Below are 16,024 nucleotides of genomic sequence, written 5' to 3'. Positions count from 1 at the left end.
TTTTAATAACCTAATTACCGCGCCAACCCCACACAATAATGGCCATACCAAGCAAGGCCACACCGGCACCGACCCAGTCGTAAACCGAGAGTTTCACGCCGTCCACGTAGCGCAACCACAGCAGCGCGGTGGCCACATAAACACCGCCGTAAGCGGCATAAACGCGGCCGCTGGCAGCAGGATGCAAAGTGAGTAGCCAAACAAACAATGCGAGGCTCGCGGCAGCGGGGATTAACAATAAAATCGAGCCGCCTTTGCGCAGCCATAAGTAGGGCAAAAAGCAGCCGATAATTTCCGCGAGCGCAGTGGCGACAAATAACAGGGTAGTTTTAAGCATGGCAAAACGCCTTGGTGGCAGGCTGGGGGGTGGGATGGTAAAGCAGTTGGGCGAATTTAATAAGTTGCTGTGCCGGCGCGCGGGCTAATAAACTCAGCGCATACATTCAGTGGGAAACGCTTTATGTTCCAAATGCGATTACTCCTCGCCCTGCTACTTATTTGGGCACCGCTCGTCCAAGCCGAAAAAATCACCATCGCCGCCGCGGCGGATTTGAAATTTGCCATGGATGAACTGGTGGCCACTTTCAAACAGCAACATGCCACCGATGAAGTAGAGGTCATTTACGGTTCCTCGGGTAAGTTTTACACCCAAATCCAGCAGGGTGCGCCCTTTGATTTGTATTTCTCGGCGGATATCGATTATCCGCGGCAGCTGGCCAACCTTGGGCTGGCAGGTTCCGCAGTGACTCCCCACGCTCTGGGGCGGCTGGTGTTATGGAGTGCCACGCGGGATGCCAGTCAAATGACCCTCGCTGACCTGACGGATCCCGCGATCAAACGTATCGCCATCGCCAACCCCAGGGTGGCGCCCTACGGCAAACGTGCGGTGGAAGCCCTGAAACAGAGCGGCTTGTGGGACAAGCTGGAACCCAAATTGGTGTACGGCGAAAACATCGCCCAGACCGCGCAATTTGTGCAAACCGGCAATGCCCAGATCGGCATTATCGCGCTCGCCTTGGCAATCAGCCCGGAGCTGGCGAGCAAGGGCGGCTATTGGCTGGTGCCCGCTGAATTACATGCGCCGCTGGAGCAGGGTTTTATCATCACCAAACGCGCGGAAAATAATGGGCTGGCGAGCAAATTTGCCACCTATATAGAGAGCAAGGCCGCGCGCGCGGTGATGACGCGTTATGGTTTTGCATTGCCGGGTGATGGCGCCGGCACAGGCCCACAAGAGGATGACCATGCTCACTGACGGCGATCTGCAGGCGCTCTGGCTCACCCTGCGCTTGGCGGCGGTGGTGACTTTTATTCTGCTGTTGGTGGGTACACCTATCGCCTGGTGGCTGGCGCGCACCAAGCGCTGGTGGAAGGGGCCAATTGGCGCCTTGGTCGCCCTGCCGCTGGTATTGCCGCCCTCGGTATTGGGCTTTTATATGCTGCTCGCCATGGGGCCAAACGGCCCTCTGGGGCAGCTGACTAATGCGCTGGAGTTGGCGCCCCTTGCCTTCACCTTTTGGGGGTTGGTGATTGCCTCGGTGTTTTACTCCCTGCCGTTTATGGTGCAGCCGCTGCAAAGCGCGTTTGAGGCGATAGGTGAGCGCCCGCTGGAAGTGGCGGCAACACTGCGTGCATCGCCACTGGATGCTTTTTTTAGCGTGGTAGTGCCGCTCGCCAAGCCGGGTTTTATCACCGCCTCCATCCTCACTTTTGCGCATACCGTTGGTGAATTTGGGGTGGTATTGATGATCGGCGGCAATATTCCCGGTGTGACCCGCGTGGCCTCGGTACAGATTTATGATTACGTGGAAGCGCTGAATTACAGTCAGGCGCATCGGCTGGCATTGGTGCTGCTGGTGTTTTCCTTTGTGGTGTTGCTGGCGATTTACGCGGGCCGCCGCTTCCGCCCGGTGCGAGGCCTGTGAGATGAGTGACCCGGCAATTCAAGCGCGCTTTCAACTGACCTGGCCCGGTTTTACGCTGGATGTGGATCTGGTTTTACCGGGGCAGGGCATTACCGCGCTGTTTGGTGTATCCGGCTCCGGCAAAACCAGCCTGTTGCGTTGTATTGCCGGGCTGGAGCGAGCGCCACAGGGTCGGTTGCTGGTGGATGGCGATATCTGGCAAAGCGACACACAATGGTTGCCCACCCACCGGCGGCCAATCGGTTATGTGTTTCAGGAGGCGAGCCTGTTTGGCCACCTCTCGGTGCAAGACAACCTTCACTACGGCCTGCGCCGTGTTCGCGGGGTGTCATCGGCCGCGCTGACACAAGCCATCGAACTGCTGGGTATTGGCCATTTATTGCAGCGCAAACCTGATCTGCTCTCCGGCGGTGAACGCCAGCGGGTGGCCATCGCCCGCGCCTTGGCACTCAGCCCGCGCCTGTTGTTAATGGACGAACCCCTTGCGGCCCTCGACCTCCAGCGCAAGCGCGAAATCCTGCCCTACCTGGAGCGGCTGCACCGCGAGCTGCAGATCCCCCTGCTCTACGTCACCCATTCGCCGGAAGAGTTGATGCGCCTGGCGGATTATCTGGTGGTGATGCAAGACGGTCGCGCCATCGCCAGCGGCCCGCTGCGCGACACTCTGGCACGGCTGGATCTGCCCATCGATTTGGGCGAGGACGCGGGTGTGGTTATCGAGGCGCAAGTCGCGGCGGTGGACAGCCACTGGCACCTGGCGCGGGTGGATTTTGCCGGCGGCAGCCTCTGGACCAAAGACCAGGGTTTGACGCTAGGCCAGTCAGTGCGGGTGCGGGTACTCGCCCGCGATGTCAGTTTGGCGCAACAGCCAACCGCCAGCAGTATCCAGAACCAGCTCGCCGGTCAGCTAGATGCCATAAGCGACGATAGCCACCCGGGTCTGGCGCTGGTACGGGTGAATATTGGCAGCACCCAGGTCATCGCCCGCCTCACCCGCAAAGCCCTTAGCGAACTCGCCATCCAACCCGGCCAGGCGCTATGGGTGCAGGTGAAATCGGTGGCGTTGTTGTAATAATTTTTTAGCGACGGAAGCTGTTTATTTTGCGCGAACCAGTTAACTCGGGCAGATTGTTTACACAATCAATCAACAAATGTTGATGGGTGGGCAACAAACCCAGCCGCAAACCAAAAGGTTTAAATGCCGCATTGATAACACTCAGGCTTTGGTCGCCCGTGTCGTTTTCGATATCCGACAAAGTGCGGCGACTTAAACCAACTAGTGCGGCGTAATCATGCTGATTCATACCGAGAATTTTTTTGCGTAGCCGCGTGAGAATTTTTCCCTCGCTCGTCTCACCCTGCAACAATTCTTGCAGGCAATTACGCAAAAACGCTTCGCGCTCCAGTGGGCTAAGTTCGTTCATAGAATGTGTTCCCGCGTGTTCATGGACAGGCTCATACTAATTGCCAGCGCGTTAATTTCTCAGCGAGAAAATCGAAACCAAACGTAGGTTTCGCAAGTAGTTGGGCAGGCACACCGCGCGCTGCCAAGCGCTCGCGCAAGTCGCCGAGTTGCGCCGCAAGTTGGCGTAATTCGCTAATAACTCGCTCGGGCTCCACCAGGTCACCCAACGCATGGGCAATCGCCACCCAATCAAAACGCCCCGCCTCTTCATAGGGTGAACCCCAAGTAGTGGAGCGTGTGACGCCTTCGGGGTCGGCTTTCATCGGCGCAAAATCATAAATAGGCGATAACCAAATTCCCTGCGGGCGTTTAATCAGTGCAGTATTGCGACCATGATTATCGGAATTACCGTAAACCACATTTAGAAAATCGCGCTTAACCCATTCACATACAAATGATGCCTGATCAAATTTTTTCCCCATTTCCTGCACGGCATACTGCTGTTGCAAGATTAAAACCAGATCGCGCAGCACAGAAAAATGATTTAAAAAACTGCCCGGCGCCTTGGCGAGTAGTGCGTAAACCGATTCCAGCCCGTAGCGCTCGCACTGACCTGTGTGAAAACTTACATCAAAGCGTGGCAACCATAATGAGGGATATTGTTCACCTTCCAGCAAACGCATGGCGGCAATGTCGATAGTATCCATGCCTAACGAATGTAGTTCGTGATAGTAATGATATTCCGCGCGCAAAATATCGCAGTCATCCTGGCTGCGTTTGCCGCGCGGAAATTTCACTAAATAATGCTGATCCTGATTGCTTGTATCCTCCTGCCAGGTGTCGATCCAGATCTCTTGCGGCAGGGATTCATTAGAAAGCGATGCACGCACCAACAATTTGGGCGCTTCGCCACCAGCACCTGTGGCACCGCCGCTGGCAGCACCCATGGCTTGCGCGTATTCCAGAAAATCGCTTTGGCGCTCCACCACATCGGCCAGAGCAAATCGCAGTTGTGCCAGTTGACTGCCTGCTGGCATTACCGGCAGGGCTTCCTTGATGCGCAGGTTACCCACCGGTGCAATAGTGCCGCGGGCGAGCAATTGTGCATCCTGCTGGTTGGGTGACAAATGCCCTATCCCCAGGTGGTTTACCCAGTATCGACGGCTAGCGCCGGCAGGGATTATGTCGTCCAAAAAACTGAACCAGGGTTTGGCCCTGTAGGTTTGCATCAAGTCCACCGGCAGGCGCAGGCTACAGGCCGCCGTGTCATCGCGCCCCAGATGCTCCAGCGCATAGGCTTGCGGGTGATAGCCCAACAGGCTTTCCCCGCTATGTCCTTGCTCGGGGTTAGTGAGCGTCAGCTGGGCTGCATCGCGCCATTGGCCGCCTAAGTAGGTTTGCAGAGTGAGTTTCATGGAAAACCAATTTGAGTAATATAATGCTCAATATTAGTTATAAAATTGAAATTTGAGCAATATTTTTCTCTTTTATTGAGTAAAACAATTTAAATGAGTGATATTTTGCTCATTAATCGATAGCAGAAGTTTTGCTATTACTTGTATCAAACACCGCCCAAATACCCAATCACCTCTTCCGCCGTTGCGCGCGCGCTGCGCCCCACGCCAATCAGGGTGGCTGAGGCCAAGCCCGTCCACTCGCCATAACCCACTAACCACAGGCGCGGCTCCTGCACCGCGCGGGTGCCTTGTACGTCCACTTTGCCATCGGCCGTGACCAGCTTGAGCGCTGCCAAATGCCCCAGCGCTGCGCGAAAACCGGTGCACCAAATCACTGAATCTACCGGCGATTCGCTGCCATCCGCCCAGACAACACCGGTCGCGGTAAAACGACTAAACGGTCGCACCGAGTGAAGTACATCTCGCTCCCGAGCCTCTTTAACCGGCGGCACCATCACCACATCGCCCAAGCCGCCCACGGGTTGGTCGATTTCACGCCCTTCCAGATGCGCTTTGAAGCGATCCGTGGCGCGTTGGAAAAGCACTCGCCCGTCCACATCGTCGGGCAAAAACAGCGGCTCACTGGGTGTGACCCAAGTGCAGTCGGCGAGGCGCGATACCTCGGCGAGAATCTGCGCACCCGAGTTGCCACCGCCCACCACCAGCACCTTTTGCCCCGCAAACCGGGTGGGCGATTGGTAGTGCGCCGAATGAAGTTGTTCGCCTTGAAACAGGTCGCGGCCGGGGTAAGCGGGGATAAAGGGGTTGCGCCAGGTGCCGGTGGCACTGATAACCGCCCGCGCCTGCCAGCGCTGCTGGTCGCTCACTACCTCCAAGCGGTCGCCAAGATCGTTAACTGCCGACACCCACACCGGGCGCTGCACGGGAAAGGCGTAGCGGTTTTCATAGTCGCGCAGGTAATTCACTACCTGATCGCGCCCGGGGTAAGTCTCGCCAGTGGGTGGCATTTGCCAGCCCGAGAGCGAACTCCAGGTCGATGGTGAAAACAAGCGCAGGCTGTCCCAGCCATGCAACCAGGCGCCGCCGGGGCTGGCTTCGGCATCCAGAATCACAAAGGAATAGTTACTGCGACGCAGATAATAAGCGACCGACAAAGCCGCCTGCCCGCCGCCGATAATCACTATGTCGATCAGATTGTGGGTCGATGGGTGTATTTCCGCTGATTCCATGCACTGCTCCGTCTGGGTGAAGGCTAATAAATTCTGCTTGCCAATATATATGCGAAAACATATATTCGAAAAACCATATGTAATATGCAGTCTAGCCTATGTCTGACTTTACACCCGACAGCCTGTGTAAAACCCTCGCCGATGAAACCCGCGCGCGCATTGCGCTCCTGGTCGCGCGCGAAACCGAACTCTGCGTCTGCGAACTCACCTGCGCACTGGAAGTGAGCCAGCCCAAAATTTCCCGCCATTTGGCGCTCTTGCGCGAATCGGGTTTGCTCGCCGATCGCCGCAAAGGCCAGTGGGTCTATTACCGCTTGCACCCGGAATTGCCCGCCTGGGTAAACAAAACCTTGCACACGCTGCTGGAGGCCAATCGGGAATGGCTTGCGGAAAATCATCAGCGTTTGTGTGCCATGGAAGATCGGCCTAATCGCTGTTGTTAATCCATCAGCATCAACATAAATATTGTTGTGAGAAAGAATATGAAAAAAATCAAAATCGGTATTAATGGTTTCGGTCGCATTGGTCGCCTCGCACTGCGTGCCAGTTGGCACTGGCCGGAATTTGAATTTGTGCAGATCAACGACCCGGCGGGTGATGCCGCTACTTTTGCGCATTTGCTTAAGTTCGATTCTGTTCAAGGACAATGGGCACATGAAACCAGTGCAGATGACAATGCGATTATTATTGACGGTAAATCGATAAAATTTACGCGCAACAAAACCATCGCTGAAACCGACTGGAGTGGTTGCGATCTGGTGATTGAAGCCAGCGGCAAAATGCGCGAAGTGAAATTGCTGCAGGCTTATTTGGATCAGGGCGTAAAACGTGTTGTTGTCAGCGCGCCGGTAAAAGAACCGGGTGTATTAAATGTGGTGATGGGGGTGAACCATCAGTTATTTGATGCGGCTACACACCGCATTGTTACCGCTGCCTCCTGTACTACTAACTGTTTGGCGCCGGTGGTAAAAGTGATTCATGAAAATCTTGGTATTAAACACGGTGCCATCACCACCATTCACGATTTAACCAATACCCAATCAATTCTGGATCAGCCCCACAAAGATTTGCGCCGCGCCCGCGCCTCCCACTCCAATTTAATTCCTACCAGCACGGGTTCAGCCACCGCGATTGCGGAAATATTTCCGGAATTGCGCGGCAAATTAAATGGCCACGCGGTACGTGTTCCCCTCGCTACCGGCTCACTCACTGACTGTGTGTTTGAAGTGAACCGCGCCACCAGTGTGAAAGAAGTAAATGCACTATTAAAAACCGCGAGCGAAACTTATTTAAAAGATATTTTGGGTTATGAAACACGCCCGCTGGTATCCAGCGATTTTTGTGGCAACCCTTTGTCATCAATTGTGGATGCGCTCTCAACTATGGTGGTAGACGGTACCCAGGTAAAAATTTATGCTTGGTACGATAACGAATGGGGTTACGCCAATCGCACGGTGGAATTGGCCAAACTTATCGGTGCGCAGCATTAAAAAATGCGGTCACCGGTTGGTAAGGAATGCTAGCCAGGTGATTGTGCCCGTTTGTTATTTAACATCGGGCCAACAAGGATATTTTGTTGGGTAATACCAAGCCAATCTATAGAATAAATCATGAAAATATGGACAGAGCTTTCTGAGACCCTACGTATCACCAGTTTGTTAGCAATCCTGCTTATCGTCGCTATCCATTACCACAGCCAACCCTTTCCGGGTACCTATACCGGGAATTATTTGGTACAGGAATTTATACATAATATTCTTGGCCGTGCTGCGGTGCCTGTTTTTTCCCTTATGTCAGGTTTGTTATTTTTTCAGGGGCCGGCATTTAATTTATCAGTGCTGGTAAGTAAGTTAAAAAATCGGGTTAACACGATTTTATTACCCACCCTTTTTATCACTTTGCTGATTTGGTTTTATGATCAATTTCCTAACTTGATTGTGGCTAATCAGCCGTACACGGGCGGCTGGAAACAATTTTTTGTGGTCTGGTGGCTTTATCCCAGCGGCAGCCAGTTCTGGTTTGTACGCGACTTGATGATATTGTTTTTGTTAACGCCGTATATCTATTTATTGGTTTATCGGTTGGGAGTATTGGGCCCGGCGTTATTGTTATTTTCATGGTGTATGGATTGGCAATTATTCCCAATGTGGGAAGGACGCTACTTCCTCAACAATGACACGCTCACGTTTTTTATTATAGGTGCGTGGATTTCTTTGTGCGGTAATGAAACGAGAATCAAAGCCTTGCTCAACCCAACCAGCCACACCATTATTCAGCTGCTTTTAATCTACGCGTTGCTCACGGCTGCGCGTATCTACCTTGAGCCTTCGATGAGCCTTTGGTATCAACGGGTGAGCCACTGGTACTCGCTGCCGTTACAAAAAGCCATAATTTTGATTGGTATGTATTTGTTAATCATCAGTGCCCAGGGTTTATGTCGCACTCGTCTTAAAAAATCCTATTTGCGATTGGCGGGCTACTCATTTTTTATTTTTCTGGTACATGACTACCCACTAAAAAATATTCTGTGGGAATGGCTCTATCAGCAGGGTGTTGGTCTGGTATGGATTTTTTATATCCGCTTGGGTATGGCTTTGGCGCTACTGTTTTTATTGGCAGCCGCATTGGAGGCAATATTCCCGCAATTTTTTGCTTGGCTTAGCGGCGGGCGAAATCGGCAACAGCAGGTGGTAAATGAACCGAGCCAGCAAGAATTTTTAGATAACAACCGGGTACTCGACTATAAATGAAAATGCCAGCTTCCACTGCCATTCGCCAGTACGCCATAGTTACCGGTAATTATTGGGCGTTTACGCTCACTGACGGTGCGCTGCGCATGTTGGTGGTATTGCATTTCCATAAATTGGGTTACAGCCCGCTGCAAATTGCGGCGTTGTTTTTGTTTTATGAAATTTTTGGGGTGGTGACGAATTTATTGGGCGGTTATTTGGGGGCGCGTATTGGCCTGAACCGCACCATGAATATCGGCTTGGGTTTGCAGGTGATTGCGCTGGCCATGCTGGCGGTGCCAAGCCAGTGGTTAACCATTCCGCTGGTGATGGCAGCCCAGGCGCTCTCGGGCATCGCAAAAGATTTAAATAAAATGAGCGCAAAAAGTGCCATCAAACAATTGTTGCCGGGCGAGCAACAGGGGCGATTGTTTAAATGGGTGGCACTACTCACCGGTTCTAAAAATGCACTTAAAGGTGTGGGTTTTTTTCTGGGTGGCGCGCTATTAGCACTGATGGGTTTTAAAGCGGCGGTGCTGGCCATGGCAGCGGCATTGGCACTGGTATGGCTTGCCAGTATCTTTGCGCTACAGCAGGATTTAGGCAAAGCCAAAAACAAACCCAAATTTTCTGAACTCTTTTCCAAAAGCCGTGCGATTAATTATTTATCCGCCGCGCGTTTATTTTTATTTGGTGCGCGCGATATTTGGTTTGTTGTCGCCCTGCCGGTATTTTTAAGCAGCCAATTGCAGTGGAATTTTTGGCAGACCGGTGGCTTTTTAGCAAGTTGGGTCATTGGTTACGGCATAGTGCAATCTGCCGCGCCTTTTTTGCTGCGCACTAAAACCGGCAATCCACCTACGGGTCACAGCGCTTTTATCTGGGCGTTAATGCTGACGCTAGTCACTGCGAGTTTAGCGTTTTTATTAACAACTGAATTACCTGCCACAATGGTATTAATCAGCGGTTTGATTGTTTTTGGTATTGTGTTTGCGATTAATTCGTCGGTGCATTCTTATTTGATCGTGCGTTACGCCAAGAGTGATGGTGTATCGCTCGATGTAGGTTTTTATTACATGGCTAATGCCTTGGGGCGTTTGATTGGCACATTGTTGTCGGGCTGGGTTTATCAAGCGGCGGGTTTGGTTGCCTGTTTGTGGGTAGCCGCGCTGTTTATCGGCATAACCACATTGATATCTATTGCCCTGCCGCGCAATACTCAATAACGCTTTTTCCTCTCAATTCATTCGGGTGCGCTATGAATCGTGATAATCCTTGTGATTGCAGTTCAGCGGCGGAATTATTAAATCGCGCCTGTTTTTGTAAAACCCTCCAGCGCGAGCAACTACTGGCGAGTCTGCAAGCCCAGGCATTGCCCGCTGAAGTGTTGCAGCATGAGGCGCAATTGTTTTCACACACGGCTACCTTTATTTCACCCGCGCAGTGGCAACAGTTACAAAATCTGGTGCAAGCGGTGATGCGTGTGACGGCGCAGCCAGCCTATCGGCAGCGGGTTTTAAACAATGCGCCCGCTATTGCACAGCGGCCATCGCCCACGGCGGGTGTATTTATGGGGTTTGATTTTCACATGAGTGATGCTGGCCCGCAGATTATTGAAATCAATACCAACGCTGGTGGTGCGTTTTTGAATGCAGCGCTACTCAGTGCACAAACTGCCTGCTGTAATGCCGCTGGCGCCCTGCCAGTATTATTGCAACCGCAGTTGGATGCAGAATTTGTTGCCATGTTTAAACAGGAGTGGCAACTCGCACGCGGCGCGCAACCGTTGCGCTGCATTGCCATAGTGGATGAAAACCCGAGCGCGCAATTTTTGTATCCGGAATTTTTATTGGCACAAAGCCTGTTTGAGCGCGCCGGTATCAAAACCCTGATTGTCGATCCGCGTGAATTGCAGTTGCAGAATGGACAATTGTTTTTCCAGGAGCAAATCATTGATTTGGTGTACAACCGCCTAACCGATTTTTCCCTCGCGCAAGCGCACAACCAAATACTGCGCGCCGCTTATGAACAAGACGCCGTAGTGCTCACACCTAACCCACATCACCACGCGCTTTATGCGGATAAACGCAACTTGGTATTGCTGAGCGATGGCAACACATTGAGTGACCTTGGTGCAACACTTGAGGATATAACCACGCTGGTCGCTGGCATCCCGCACACCCAATTAGTCAGCGCCGATAACGCCAGCGAATTGTGGAATGCACGCAAACAATTATTTTTTAAACCTGCCAGTGGCTACGGCAGCAAAGCGGCCTATCGCGGCGACAAAATTACCAAACGCGTGTGGGATGAAATCCTGCAGGGCGATTATGTCGCCCAACAACAAGTAGCACCCAGCGAGCGCGGCATTATGGTGGACGAGCAAAAAACCTCACTCAAAATGGATATTCGCGCCTACGTTTACGCTGGCAAAATCCAATTACTCGCCGCGCGTTTATATCAAGGCCAGACCACCAATTTCCGCACCCAAGGTGGCGGTTTTGCACCGGTGTTTGTGGCGGGTTAAGGCTTATCGATTGTAAAAAAAGCGCACTCAGGAATGAGTGCGCAAATGGCTACGGACTTAACTATCAAATAAAATCAGTTAACTGCTCAGTACCGATTTGTTAGCGCGCTTATCTTTTTTATCGCGGCGTTTGTCTTTCAGTGATTTTTGCGGTTCTTTTTTTGCCTTCTCTTTGGACATGCTGTCTACTCCTGATCAGTAACACTTCTGCACCTATTGCCGCTGGATTATTTGCAGAAGTTTATCGGTTCGCTATTTCGCTGAAGCATTGCTTACAGCGAGCGGCAGTGTGCAACATGCATGGGTTATTACTCCTCTTGCGTGCCAATCAAAAAACATTAATGCTCAATACGAATCACCCTGAAGATCAGCGTTCGCATAAATATTTTCACCTCCACAAGATCACCCGGCATACGGCCAATCAGTTGCCTACCCAAGGGTGAAAAACAAGAAATAAAACCGCTATGCGGATCGCTGTCGCGCGGATTAGTGAGCGTCAGCACAATAATTTCTTTTTCCCGAACATCAAATAGCGTCACCTTATGGCCGATATTCACTCGTTGGGTTTGCACACCGGCGCGAGCAGGGGCCTGCTCCAGGCTGGTAAACAGCGTGGATAATTCCAGCGTGTTTAAACCCATGCTCCAGGGCAGGTGCAAATAATGCTGACGTGCGCAATCACCCAGTCGTTTTTTCAAACGATTGAAATAATGGATGGACAATTTACTTCTCCAGCGCAATAAAATAACGGCTCAAAACAGAAACTGTTTTAAGTGGATTTAATCAACCAGAAATAAAAAAGCGAAATAAAAAATAGCCGAGCGTATTTAACGCTCGATTAGCGGGGAAAGGCGAGAGAAACTCTTTTGAGGATAAAACGCAGTAAAGAAAACATAATTGCAATAATAAAAATAATTTCGACAAGGCCAATCATAGCCCCGATAAAATTTAAGTCAACCGCTAAGAGCGGCAATCATTTAATGGTTAATAAAATTAAATTGGAAAAGTATTAGTCACCGCCAACACATGCGTTATTAAATTTCCATCCCAATAAAATTGATAATGCCCCGCTTGAATAGCCGGTGGCGTTAAGGCGTTTGGCCGCAAAGCGGCAATACATTCTCCACCGGCATGGCGCACCGATTGATACAAGATTCCCATTTCGTTTTGTGCTTTTAATTGCCGCCCCAGAGTTTGGGCGTAAACAAAACTGTCCGGGTTGTGAACTTGCGGATCGGCGCGAAGATCGACTAATTCTGTATGCACCTCGCAGCTATAGCAGCGCAGGGTGAGCATTTGTGCGGGTTCGTTGGTGGCCTGTAAAAAGCGCGCGCGACTGAAGCGAGATTCGGCGAGTGCGGTTTCCAAATGTAAACCGGCGTAGTAAATACCGAAGCGGCCATCGGTAAAGCGACTGGCAATACCGGTGTGGGTAAAGGCGGCCATGATGGCGGTGGTGCCCGGCCCGGTGACGCGGTCTTCCGGTGCGACCAACGCAATATTGCCTGCCTCATCTTGCAGGCGATCATTGGTCAGGCTTTCGAGCGCATAGGCCGCTTCCAGTTCGGAAGGGTCGAGCAGGTTTTCAAAGAGTGAGATGGGCGGGAAATGGCTGGGGATCAGGCGGTAAGTATTGCTGTGAACTTCCGTGTATTGCATCGGTGCTGTCATCAAACATAAACCTCGCCACGCCAGCCATCCAGATAACGGCGCACATCCACCAAATCTACTACTCGCCCACCCAGCATACGTTGCAAGGCCGAGGCACCGCCAAAATCGCGGTTGGGTTTGCGCACCCAGTGTCGCCATTGGGCGGGGTCGGCGAACAAGAGCTGTGTAGCTTTGTAGATTCCGGCGAGGTAAGACAAACGCTCCAGGGTATCTCTGCCCAACTTGATTGGCTCGCCGGTTGCCAGTTTTTGCCGCCAATTGTGCAGCGTCGTGCGTGTGCCAAGCCCGGCGAGGGTGCAGCGCTGCTCGTCGGTCAGGCTCCATTCTTCGGCGATGCCAAAAAACAGTTTCACCGCTACGCGGCTGATCTGGGCGTCATCAATAGCGGCCAGGGGTTGTGCGGCATTCATAAGGATTAACTCCTGCTTTTTACATCCTGCTATCTATGCTATGTTCAAAAGTGAACATATTCAATAAAAACTATGAGATTTGAACGATTTTGCTTAGGCTGTTTTCTTCCTAAACCACACCGCCTTAACCCCTTCCAGCAGCAACAAACTCACCACACCCAGCGCGATGCAGACGAAAAATTCGTTCCAGTGAAAACTGCCGAAGCTGAACAGCTGTTGCGCTGGTGGCCAACCGACGGCAATAAGCAGGGTGAGGCTGACGGCGCTGAGCAGGATCCACAGCGAGCGGTTGGGGCGGGTGAAGGCGCTGATGAGGGAGGCGCGGAAGGAGCGGTTGATCAGGATCAGCCCCATGTTGAACAGTACCAATGCGCCAAATACCAAGGCGCGCAGGTCGTCTTCTGGCATGTTGAGGGCGGCGCCGCCGAATAACAGGGTGGCGAGCAAAGCCAGGGTGACGGCGCCCTGCGTGATCGCCCAACCGATGCGCTCGCCCACCAAGAGTGGCATTTGCGGGTCGCGCGGCGGGCGGTTCATCACGTCCTCCTCTTCCTGTTCCGCTTCAAACACGACCGAACAGGCTGGGTCTATCACCATTTCCAGAAAGGCGATGTGGATCGGGGTGAGCATCATCGGCAAGCCCATGAGCAGCGGCAGTATGGCGAGGCCGGCGATGGGGATGTGCACCGCCACGATAAATTCGATGGCTTTGCGCAAATTGTCGTAAATGCGGCGACCGAGGCGGATGGTTTTGACGATGGAGCCAAAGTCGTCGTCCAGCAGGACTATAGAGGAGGCCTCGCGCGCTACGTCGGTGCCGCGCCCGCCCATGGCGATGCCAATGTGCGCGGCTTTGATGGCGGGGGCATCGTTGACGCCGTCGCCGGTCATGGCGACGATTTCGCCGTTGGCTTTCAGGCACTGCACCAGTCGCAGTTTTTGCTGCGGGCGGATGCGCGCAAAAATCGAGGTGGTTTTGACCCGCTCCGCCAGTTCGGCATCGCTCAGTTGTTCCAGCTGGTCGCCCACCAGCACCTCGCTCGGCGGCAGCCCCGCTTGCAGTGCTATGGCGCTGGCGGTGGTGGCGTAGTCGCCGGTAATCATAATCACCCGGATCCCAGCGGATTGGCACTCGGCCACGGCCGCGGGCACCGACTCGCGCAGCGGGTCGGCAAAGGCGAGCAGGCCGAGGTATTCAAAGCGCAGTTCACGCGGCGATTCGGGTAACTCCCCTGCCGGCACCGGAGTGTGGGCCACCGCCAGTACCCTCATGCCCTCACTGGCGAGTTCGTTGGCCTGGGCGCTGAGCGGCGCCAGCTGTTCCGGGCTGAGCTGGCAGAGTTGGGCGATAGCTTCCAGTGCCCCCTTGCTATAGGCATGGAGGTTATTGTCGTGTGGGTGCTGCAGGATATTAGTGGTGGCAAACAAGTCGGGGCGCAGGCCATAGGCGCGTTGCAGGCTGGCGCCTTGTAAGCGGGTCAGTGCGGCGTGGCTCTGCGCCAGCCGATGTACCGCCACATCCATCGGGTCGCTCGGCACCAGCGGGCAGGCGAGCAAGGCGGCATCCAGCAGGGTTTTGCTGGCCTCATCCAACGGCAATTGCATGGCTGCGTACCAAGAGTGAGTCTCGACTACCAGCGCCATTAGGGTCATACGATTCTGGGTGAGGGTGCCGGTTTTGTCGGTGCAGAGCACGGTAGTGGCGCCCAGGGTTTCGATGCTCGCGGCGCGGCGGGTCAGCACCCGCGCTTGTGATATGCGCCAGGCGCCCATGGCCATAAACACCGCCATCACCAGTGGGAACTCCTCCGGCAGCAGCGACATACCAATCGCAATGCCGCTCAAAATCGCCTCCAGCCAGGAGTCGCGCAGCAGGCCGTAAAGCACTACCACCACCAGCGCCGCCAGCGCGCCGATCAGGGCAAAATCGCGCACTAACCAGCGCAGTTGCTGCTGCAGGTGCGCCTGTTCGGTGTCGATACTGCGCAGCGCCGTGCCTATATGCCCCATCTCGGTATCAAGGCCGATGCTGGTCACCTCCGCGATGCCGGTGCCGCGCACCACCAGCGTGCCGGCATAGATGCGCTGGTTGTCGGCAATCGCCTCGGCTGTTGTGTTTGGGGCTTGGGCGATTTTGCCCACCGAGACCGATTCGCCGGTCAGCAGCGACTCATCCACCAGCAATTCCTGCGCGCTGAGCAGGCGCGCATCGGCCGCCACCCTATCGCCCTCGTTCACCACCAGCAAATCGCCGCGCACCACTTGGGTGCCGGCGATGGTTAGCCGTTCGCCGCTGCGAATCACCAGCGCGCGCGGGCTTGCCAGGTCGCGCAAACTCTCCAGCACCCGCTCGCTGCGCGATTCCTGAACGAGGGTAATGCTCACCGAAATAGAGGCAAACACCAGCAGCAACAGCGCCTCGGTGGTATCGCCCAGCAGCCAGTAAATCAGCCCGCCGCCGAGCAGCAGCGCAAACATAGGCTCGCGCAGCACATCCAGAAAAATGCGCAACAGGTTGCGGCTATTGGCTTTGGGTAACTGGTTCAGGCCATCGCGCTTTAAACGCCGCGCCGCTTCCTCATGGCTCAGGCCTTGTAAGGTCTCCGGGTTCATCAACACCACTCCGCTGGTTGGCAATTAACCAACCATAGTTGGCGATGGGGCGGGTGTCTATGATGTGGATCAGTAACAACCAAGGGTTTACCCGCCG

The 16,024-nt window shown here is 53.7% G+C and carries 16 protein-coding genes; 8 read left to right on the top strand and 8 right to left on the bottom strand.

Annotation, left to right across the window (positions count from 1 at the left end):
• Positions 1–10 precede the first annotated feature (10 nt).
• On the bottom strand, positions 11–337 hold the full coding sequence (locus ACFODX_RS04110) for a YnfA family protein (RefSeq protein ID WP_378116334.1): 327 nt from the start codon (positions 335–337) through the stop codon (positions 11–13).
• Positions 338–460: 123 nt separating this feature from the next.
• Between ACFODX_RS04110 and modA the strand changes: the two genes are divergently transcribed.
• The 3 genes from modA to modC are packed head-to-tail and all read left to right on the top strand — an operon-like array spanning position 461 to position 2,997.
• Positions 461–1,255: a molybdate ABC transporter substrate-binding protein gene (gene modA, locus ACFODX_RS04105; RefSeq protein ID WP_378116332.1), complete on the top strand. Its 795-nt coding sequence runs from the start codon at positions 461–463 to the stop codon at positions 1,253–1,255.
• The gene (modB, locus tag ACFODX_RS04100) at positions 1,239–1,925 is read left to right on the top strand and encodes a molybdate ABC transporter permease subunit (RefSeq protein ID WP_378116329.1); all 687 of its coding nucleotides are present in this window, start codon (positions 1,239–1,241) and stop codon (positions 1,923–1,925) included. The genes modA and modB overlap by 17 nt, the downstream gene beginning before the upstream one ends.
• A gap of 1 nt (position 1,926) precedes the next feature.
• Positions 1,927–2,997 (top strand): molybdenum ABC transporter ATP-binding protein, encoded by a 1,071-nt coding sequence (gene modC / locus ACFODX_RS04095; RefSeq protein ID WP_378116327.1) that lies wholly within the window; start codon positions 1,927–1,929, stop codon positions 2,995–2,997.
• Between the two features lie 7 nt (positions 2,998–3,004).
• Here modC and ACFODX_RS04090 read toward each other — a convergent pair whose 3' ends face one another.
• The 3 genes from ACFODX_RS04090 to ACFODX_RS04080 all read right to left on the bottom strand — a co-directional run bounded on the left by ACFODX_RS04090 (position 3,005) and on the right by ACFODX_RS04080 (position 5,977).
• Positions 3,005–3,349: a helix-turn-helix domain-containing protein gene (locus ACFODX_RS04090; RefSeq protein ID WP_378116325.1), complete on the bottom strand. Its 345-nt coding sequence runs from the start codon at positions 3,347–3,349 to the stop codon at positions 3,005–3,007.
• Between the two features lie 31 nt (positions 3,350–3,380).
• Positions 3,381–4,745, bottom strand: coding sequence for a type II toxin-antitoxin system HipA family toxin (locus ACFODX_RS04085; RefSeq protein ID WP_378116323.1), 1,365 nt, complete (start codon positions 4,743–4,745; stop codon positions 3,381–3,383).
• A gap of 146 nt (positions 4,746–4,891) precedes the next feature.
• Positions 4,892–5,977, bottom strand: coding sequence for an ArsO family NAD(P)H-dependent flavin-containing monooxygenase (locus ACFODX_RS04080; protein ID WP_378116321.1), 1,086 nt, complete (start codon positions 5,975–5,977; stop codon positions 4,892–4,894).
• Between the two features lie 98 nt (positions 5,978–6,075).
• Between ACFODX_RS04080 and ACFODX_RS04075 the strand changes: the two genes are divergently transcribed.
• The 5 genes from ACFODX_RS04075 (at position 6,076) to ACFODX_RS04055 (ending at position 11,233) form a co-directional block, all read left to right on the top strand.
• Complete coding sequence (locus ACFODX_RS04075; protein WP_378116319.1) at positions 6,076–6,420, top strand: metalloregulator ArsR/SmtB family transcription factor; 345 nt, start codon at positions 6,076–6,078, stop codon at positions 6,418–6,420.
• A gap of 39 nt (positions 6,421–6,459) precedes the next feature.
• The gene (locus ACFODX_RS04070; RefSeq protein WP_378116317.1) at positions 6,460–7,467 is read left to right on the top strand and encodes an ArsJ-associated glyceraldehyde-3-phosphate dehydrogenase; all 1,008 of its coding nucleotides are present in this window, start codon (positions 6,460–6,462) and stop codon (positions 7,465–7,467) included.
• Between the two features lie 120 nt (positions 7,468–7,587).
• Positions 7,588–8,727 carry an acyltransferase family protein gene (locus ACFODX_RS04065; protein ID WP_378116315.1) on the top strand — a complete coding sequence of 380 codons (1,140 nt, stop codon included), beginning with the start codon at positions 7,588–7,590 and terminating at the stop codon, positions 8,725–8,727.
• Between the two features lie 2 nt (positions 8,728–8,729).
• A complete protein-coding gene (arsJ, locus tag ACFODX_RS04060; protein ID WP_378116958.1) occupies positions 8,730–9,932 on the top strand; it encodes an organoarsenical effux MFS transporter ArsJ in 1,203 nt (400 codons plus the stop codon).
• Between the two features lie 32 nt (positions 9,933–9,964).
• Complete coding sequence (locus tag ACFODX_RS04055; protein ID WP_378116313.1) at positions 9,965–11,233, top strand: hypothetical protein; 1,269 nt, start codon at positions 9,965–9,967, stop codon at positions 11,231–11,233.
• A 338-nt stretch (positions 11,234–11,571) separates the two neighbouring features.
• Here ACFODX_RS04055 and ACFODX_RS04050 read toward each other — a convergent pair whose 3' ends face one another.
• The 4 genes from ACFODX_RS04050 to ACFODX_RS04035 all read right to left on the bottom strand — a co-directional run bounded on the left by ACFODX_RS04050 (position 11,572) and on the right by ACFODX_RS04035 (position 15,927).
• The gene (locus ACFODX_RS04050; RefSeq protein ID WP_378116311.1) at positions 11,572–11,955 is read right to left on the bottom strand and encodes a GreA/GreB family elongation factor; all 384 of its coding nucleotides are present in this window, start codon (positions 11,953–11,955) and stop codon (positions 11,572–11,574) included.
• A gap of 271 nt (positions 11,956–12,226) precedes the next feature.
• A complete protein-coding gene (locus ACFODX_RS04045; protein WP_378116309.1) occupies positions 12,227–12,904 on the bottom strand; it encodes an RES family NAD+ phosphorylase in 678 nt (225 codons plus the stop codon).
• Positions 12,904–13,314 (bottom strand): MbcA/ParS/Xre antitoxin family protein, encoded by a 411-nt coding sequence (locus ACFODX_RS04040; protein ID WP_378116307.1) that lies wholly within the window; start codon positions 13,312–13,314, stop codon positions 12,904–12,906. The genes ACFODX_RS04045 and ACFODX_RS04040 overlap by 1 nt, the downstream gene beginning before the upstream one ends.
• A gap of 93 nt (positions 13,315–13,407) precedes the next feature.
• The gene (locus ACFODX_RS04035) at positions 13,408–15,927 is read right to left on the bottom strand and encodes a cation-translocating P-type ATPase (protein WP_378116305.1); all 2,520 of its coding nucleotides are present in this window, start codon (positions 15,925–15,927) and stop codon (positions 13,408–13,410) included.
• Positions 15,928–16,024 lie beyond the last annotated feature (97 nt).

Source organism: Cellvibrio fontiphilus (assembly GCF_042646205.1).
Taxonomy (GTDB): domain Bacteria; phylum Pseudomonadota; class Gammaproteobacteria; order Pseudomonadales; family Cellvibrionaceae; genus Cellvibrio; species Cellvibrio fontiphilus_A.
This window is presented reverse-complemented; position numbering and strand designations above follow the sequence as displayed.

Excerpts from the sequence above, each read along its gene's own strand:
- ACFODX_RS04110 (WP_378116334.1), bottom strand. The coding sequence starts at position 337 with ATGCTTAAAACTACCCTGTTATTTGTCGCCACTGCGCTCGCGGAAATT.
- modA (WP_378116332.1), top strand. The coding sequence starts at position 461 with ATGTTCCAAATGCGATTACTCCTCGCCCTGCTACTTATTTGGGCACCG.
- modB (WP_378116329.1), top strand. The coding sequence starts at position 1,239 with ATGACCATGCTCACTGACGGCGATCTGCAGGCGCTCTGGCTCACCCTG.
- modC (WP_378116327.1), top strand. The coding sequence starts at position 1,927 with ATGAGTGACCCGGCAATTCAAGCGCGCTTTCAACTGACCTGGCCCGGT.
- ACFODX_RS04090 (WP_378116325.1), bottom strand. The coding sequence starts at position 3,349 with ATGAACGAACTTAGCCCACTGGAGCGCGAAGCGTTTTTGCGTAATTGC.
- ACFODX_RS04085 (WP_378116323.1), bottom strand. The coding sequence starts at position 4,745 with ATGAAACTCACTCTGCAAACCTACTTAGGCGGCCAATGGCGCGATGCA.
- ACFODX_RS04080 (WP_378116321.1), bottom strand. The coding sequence starts at position 5,977 with ATGGAATCAGCGGAAATACACCCATCGACCCACAATCTGATCGACATA.
- ACFODX_RS04075 (WP_378116319.1), top strand. The coding sequence starts at position 6,076 with ATGTCTGACTTTACACCCGACAGCCTGTGTAAAACCCTCGCCGATGAA.
- ACFODX_RS04070 (WP_378116317.1), top strand. The coding sequence starts at position 6,460 with ATGAAAAAAATCAAAATCGGTATTAATGGTTTCGGTCGCATTGGTCGC.
- ACFODX_RS04065 (WP_378116315.1), top strand. The coding sequence starts at position 7,588 with ATGAAAATATGGACAGAGCTTTCTGAGACCCTACGTATCACCAGTTTG.
- arsJ (WP_378116958.1), top strand. The coding sequence starts at position 8,730 with ATGCCAGCTTCCACTGCCATTCGCCAGTACGCCATAGTTACCGGTAAT.
- ACFODX_RS04055 (WP_378116313.1), top strand. The coding sequence starts at position 9,965 with ATGAATCGTGATAATCCTTGTGATTGCAGTTCAGCGGCGGAATTATTA.
- ACFODX_RS04045 (WP_378116309.1), bottom strand. The coding sequence starts at position 12,904 with ATGACAGCACCGATGCAATACACGGAAGTTCACAGCAATACTTACCGC.
- ACFODX_RS04040 (WP_378116307.1), bottom strand. The coding sequence starts at position 13,314 with ATGAATGCCGCACAACCCCTGGCCGCTATTGATGACGCCCAGATCAGC.
- ACFODX_RS04035 (WP_378116305.1), bottom strand. The coding sequence starts at position 15,927 with ATGAACCCGGAGACCTTACAAGGCCTGAGCCATGAGGAAGCGGCGCGG.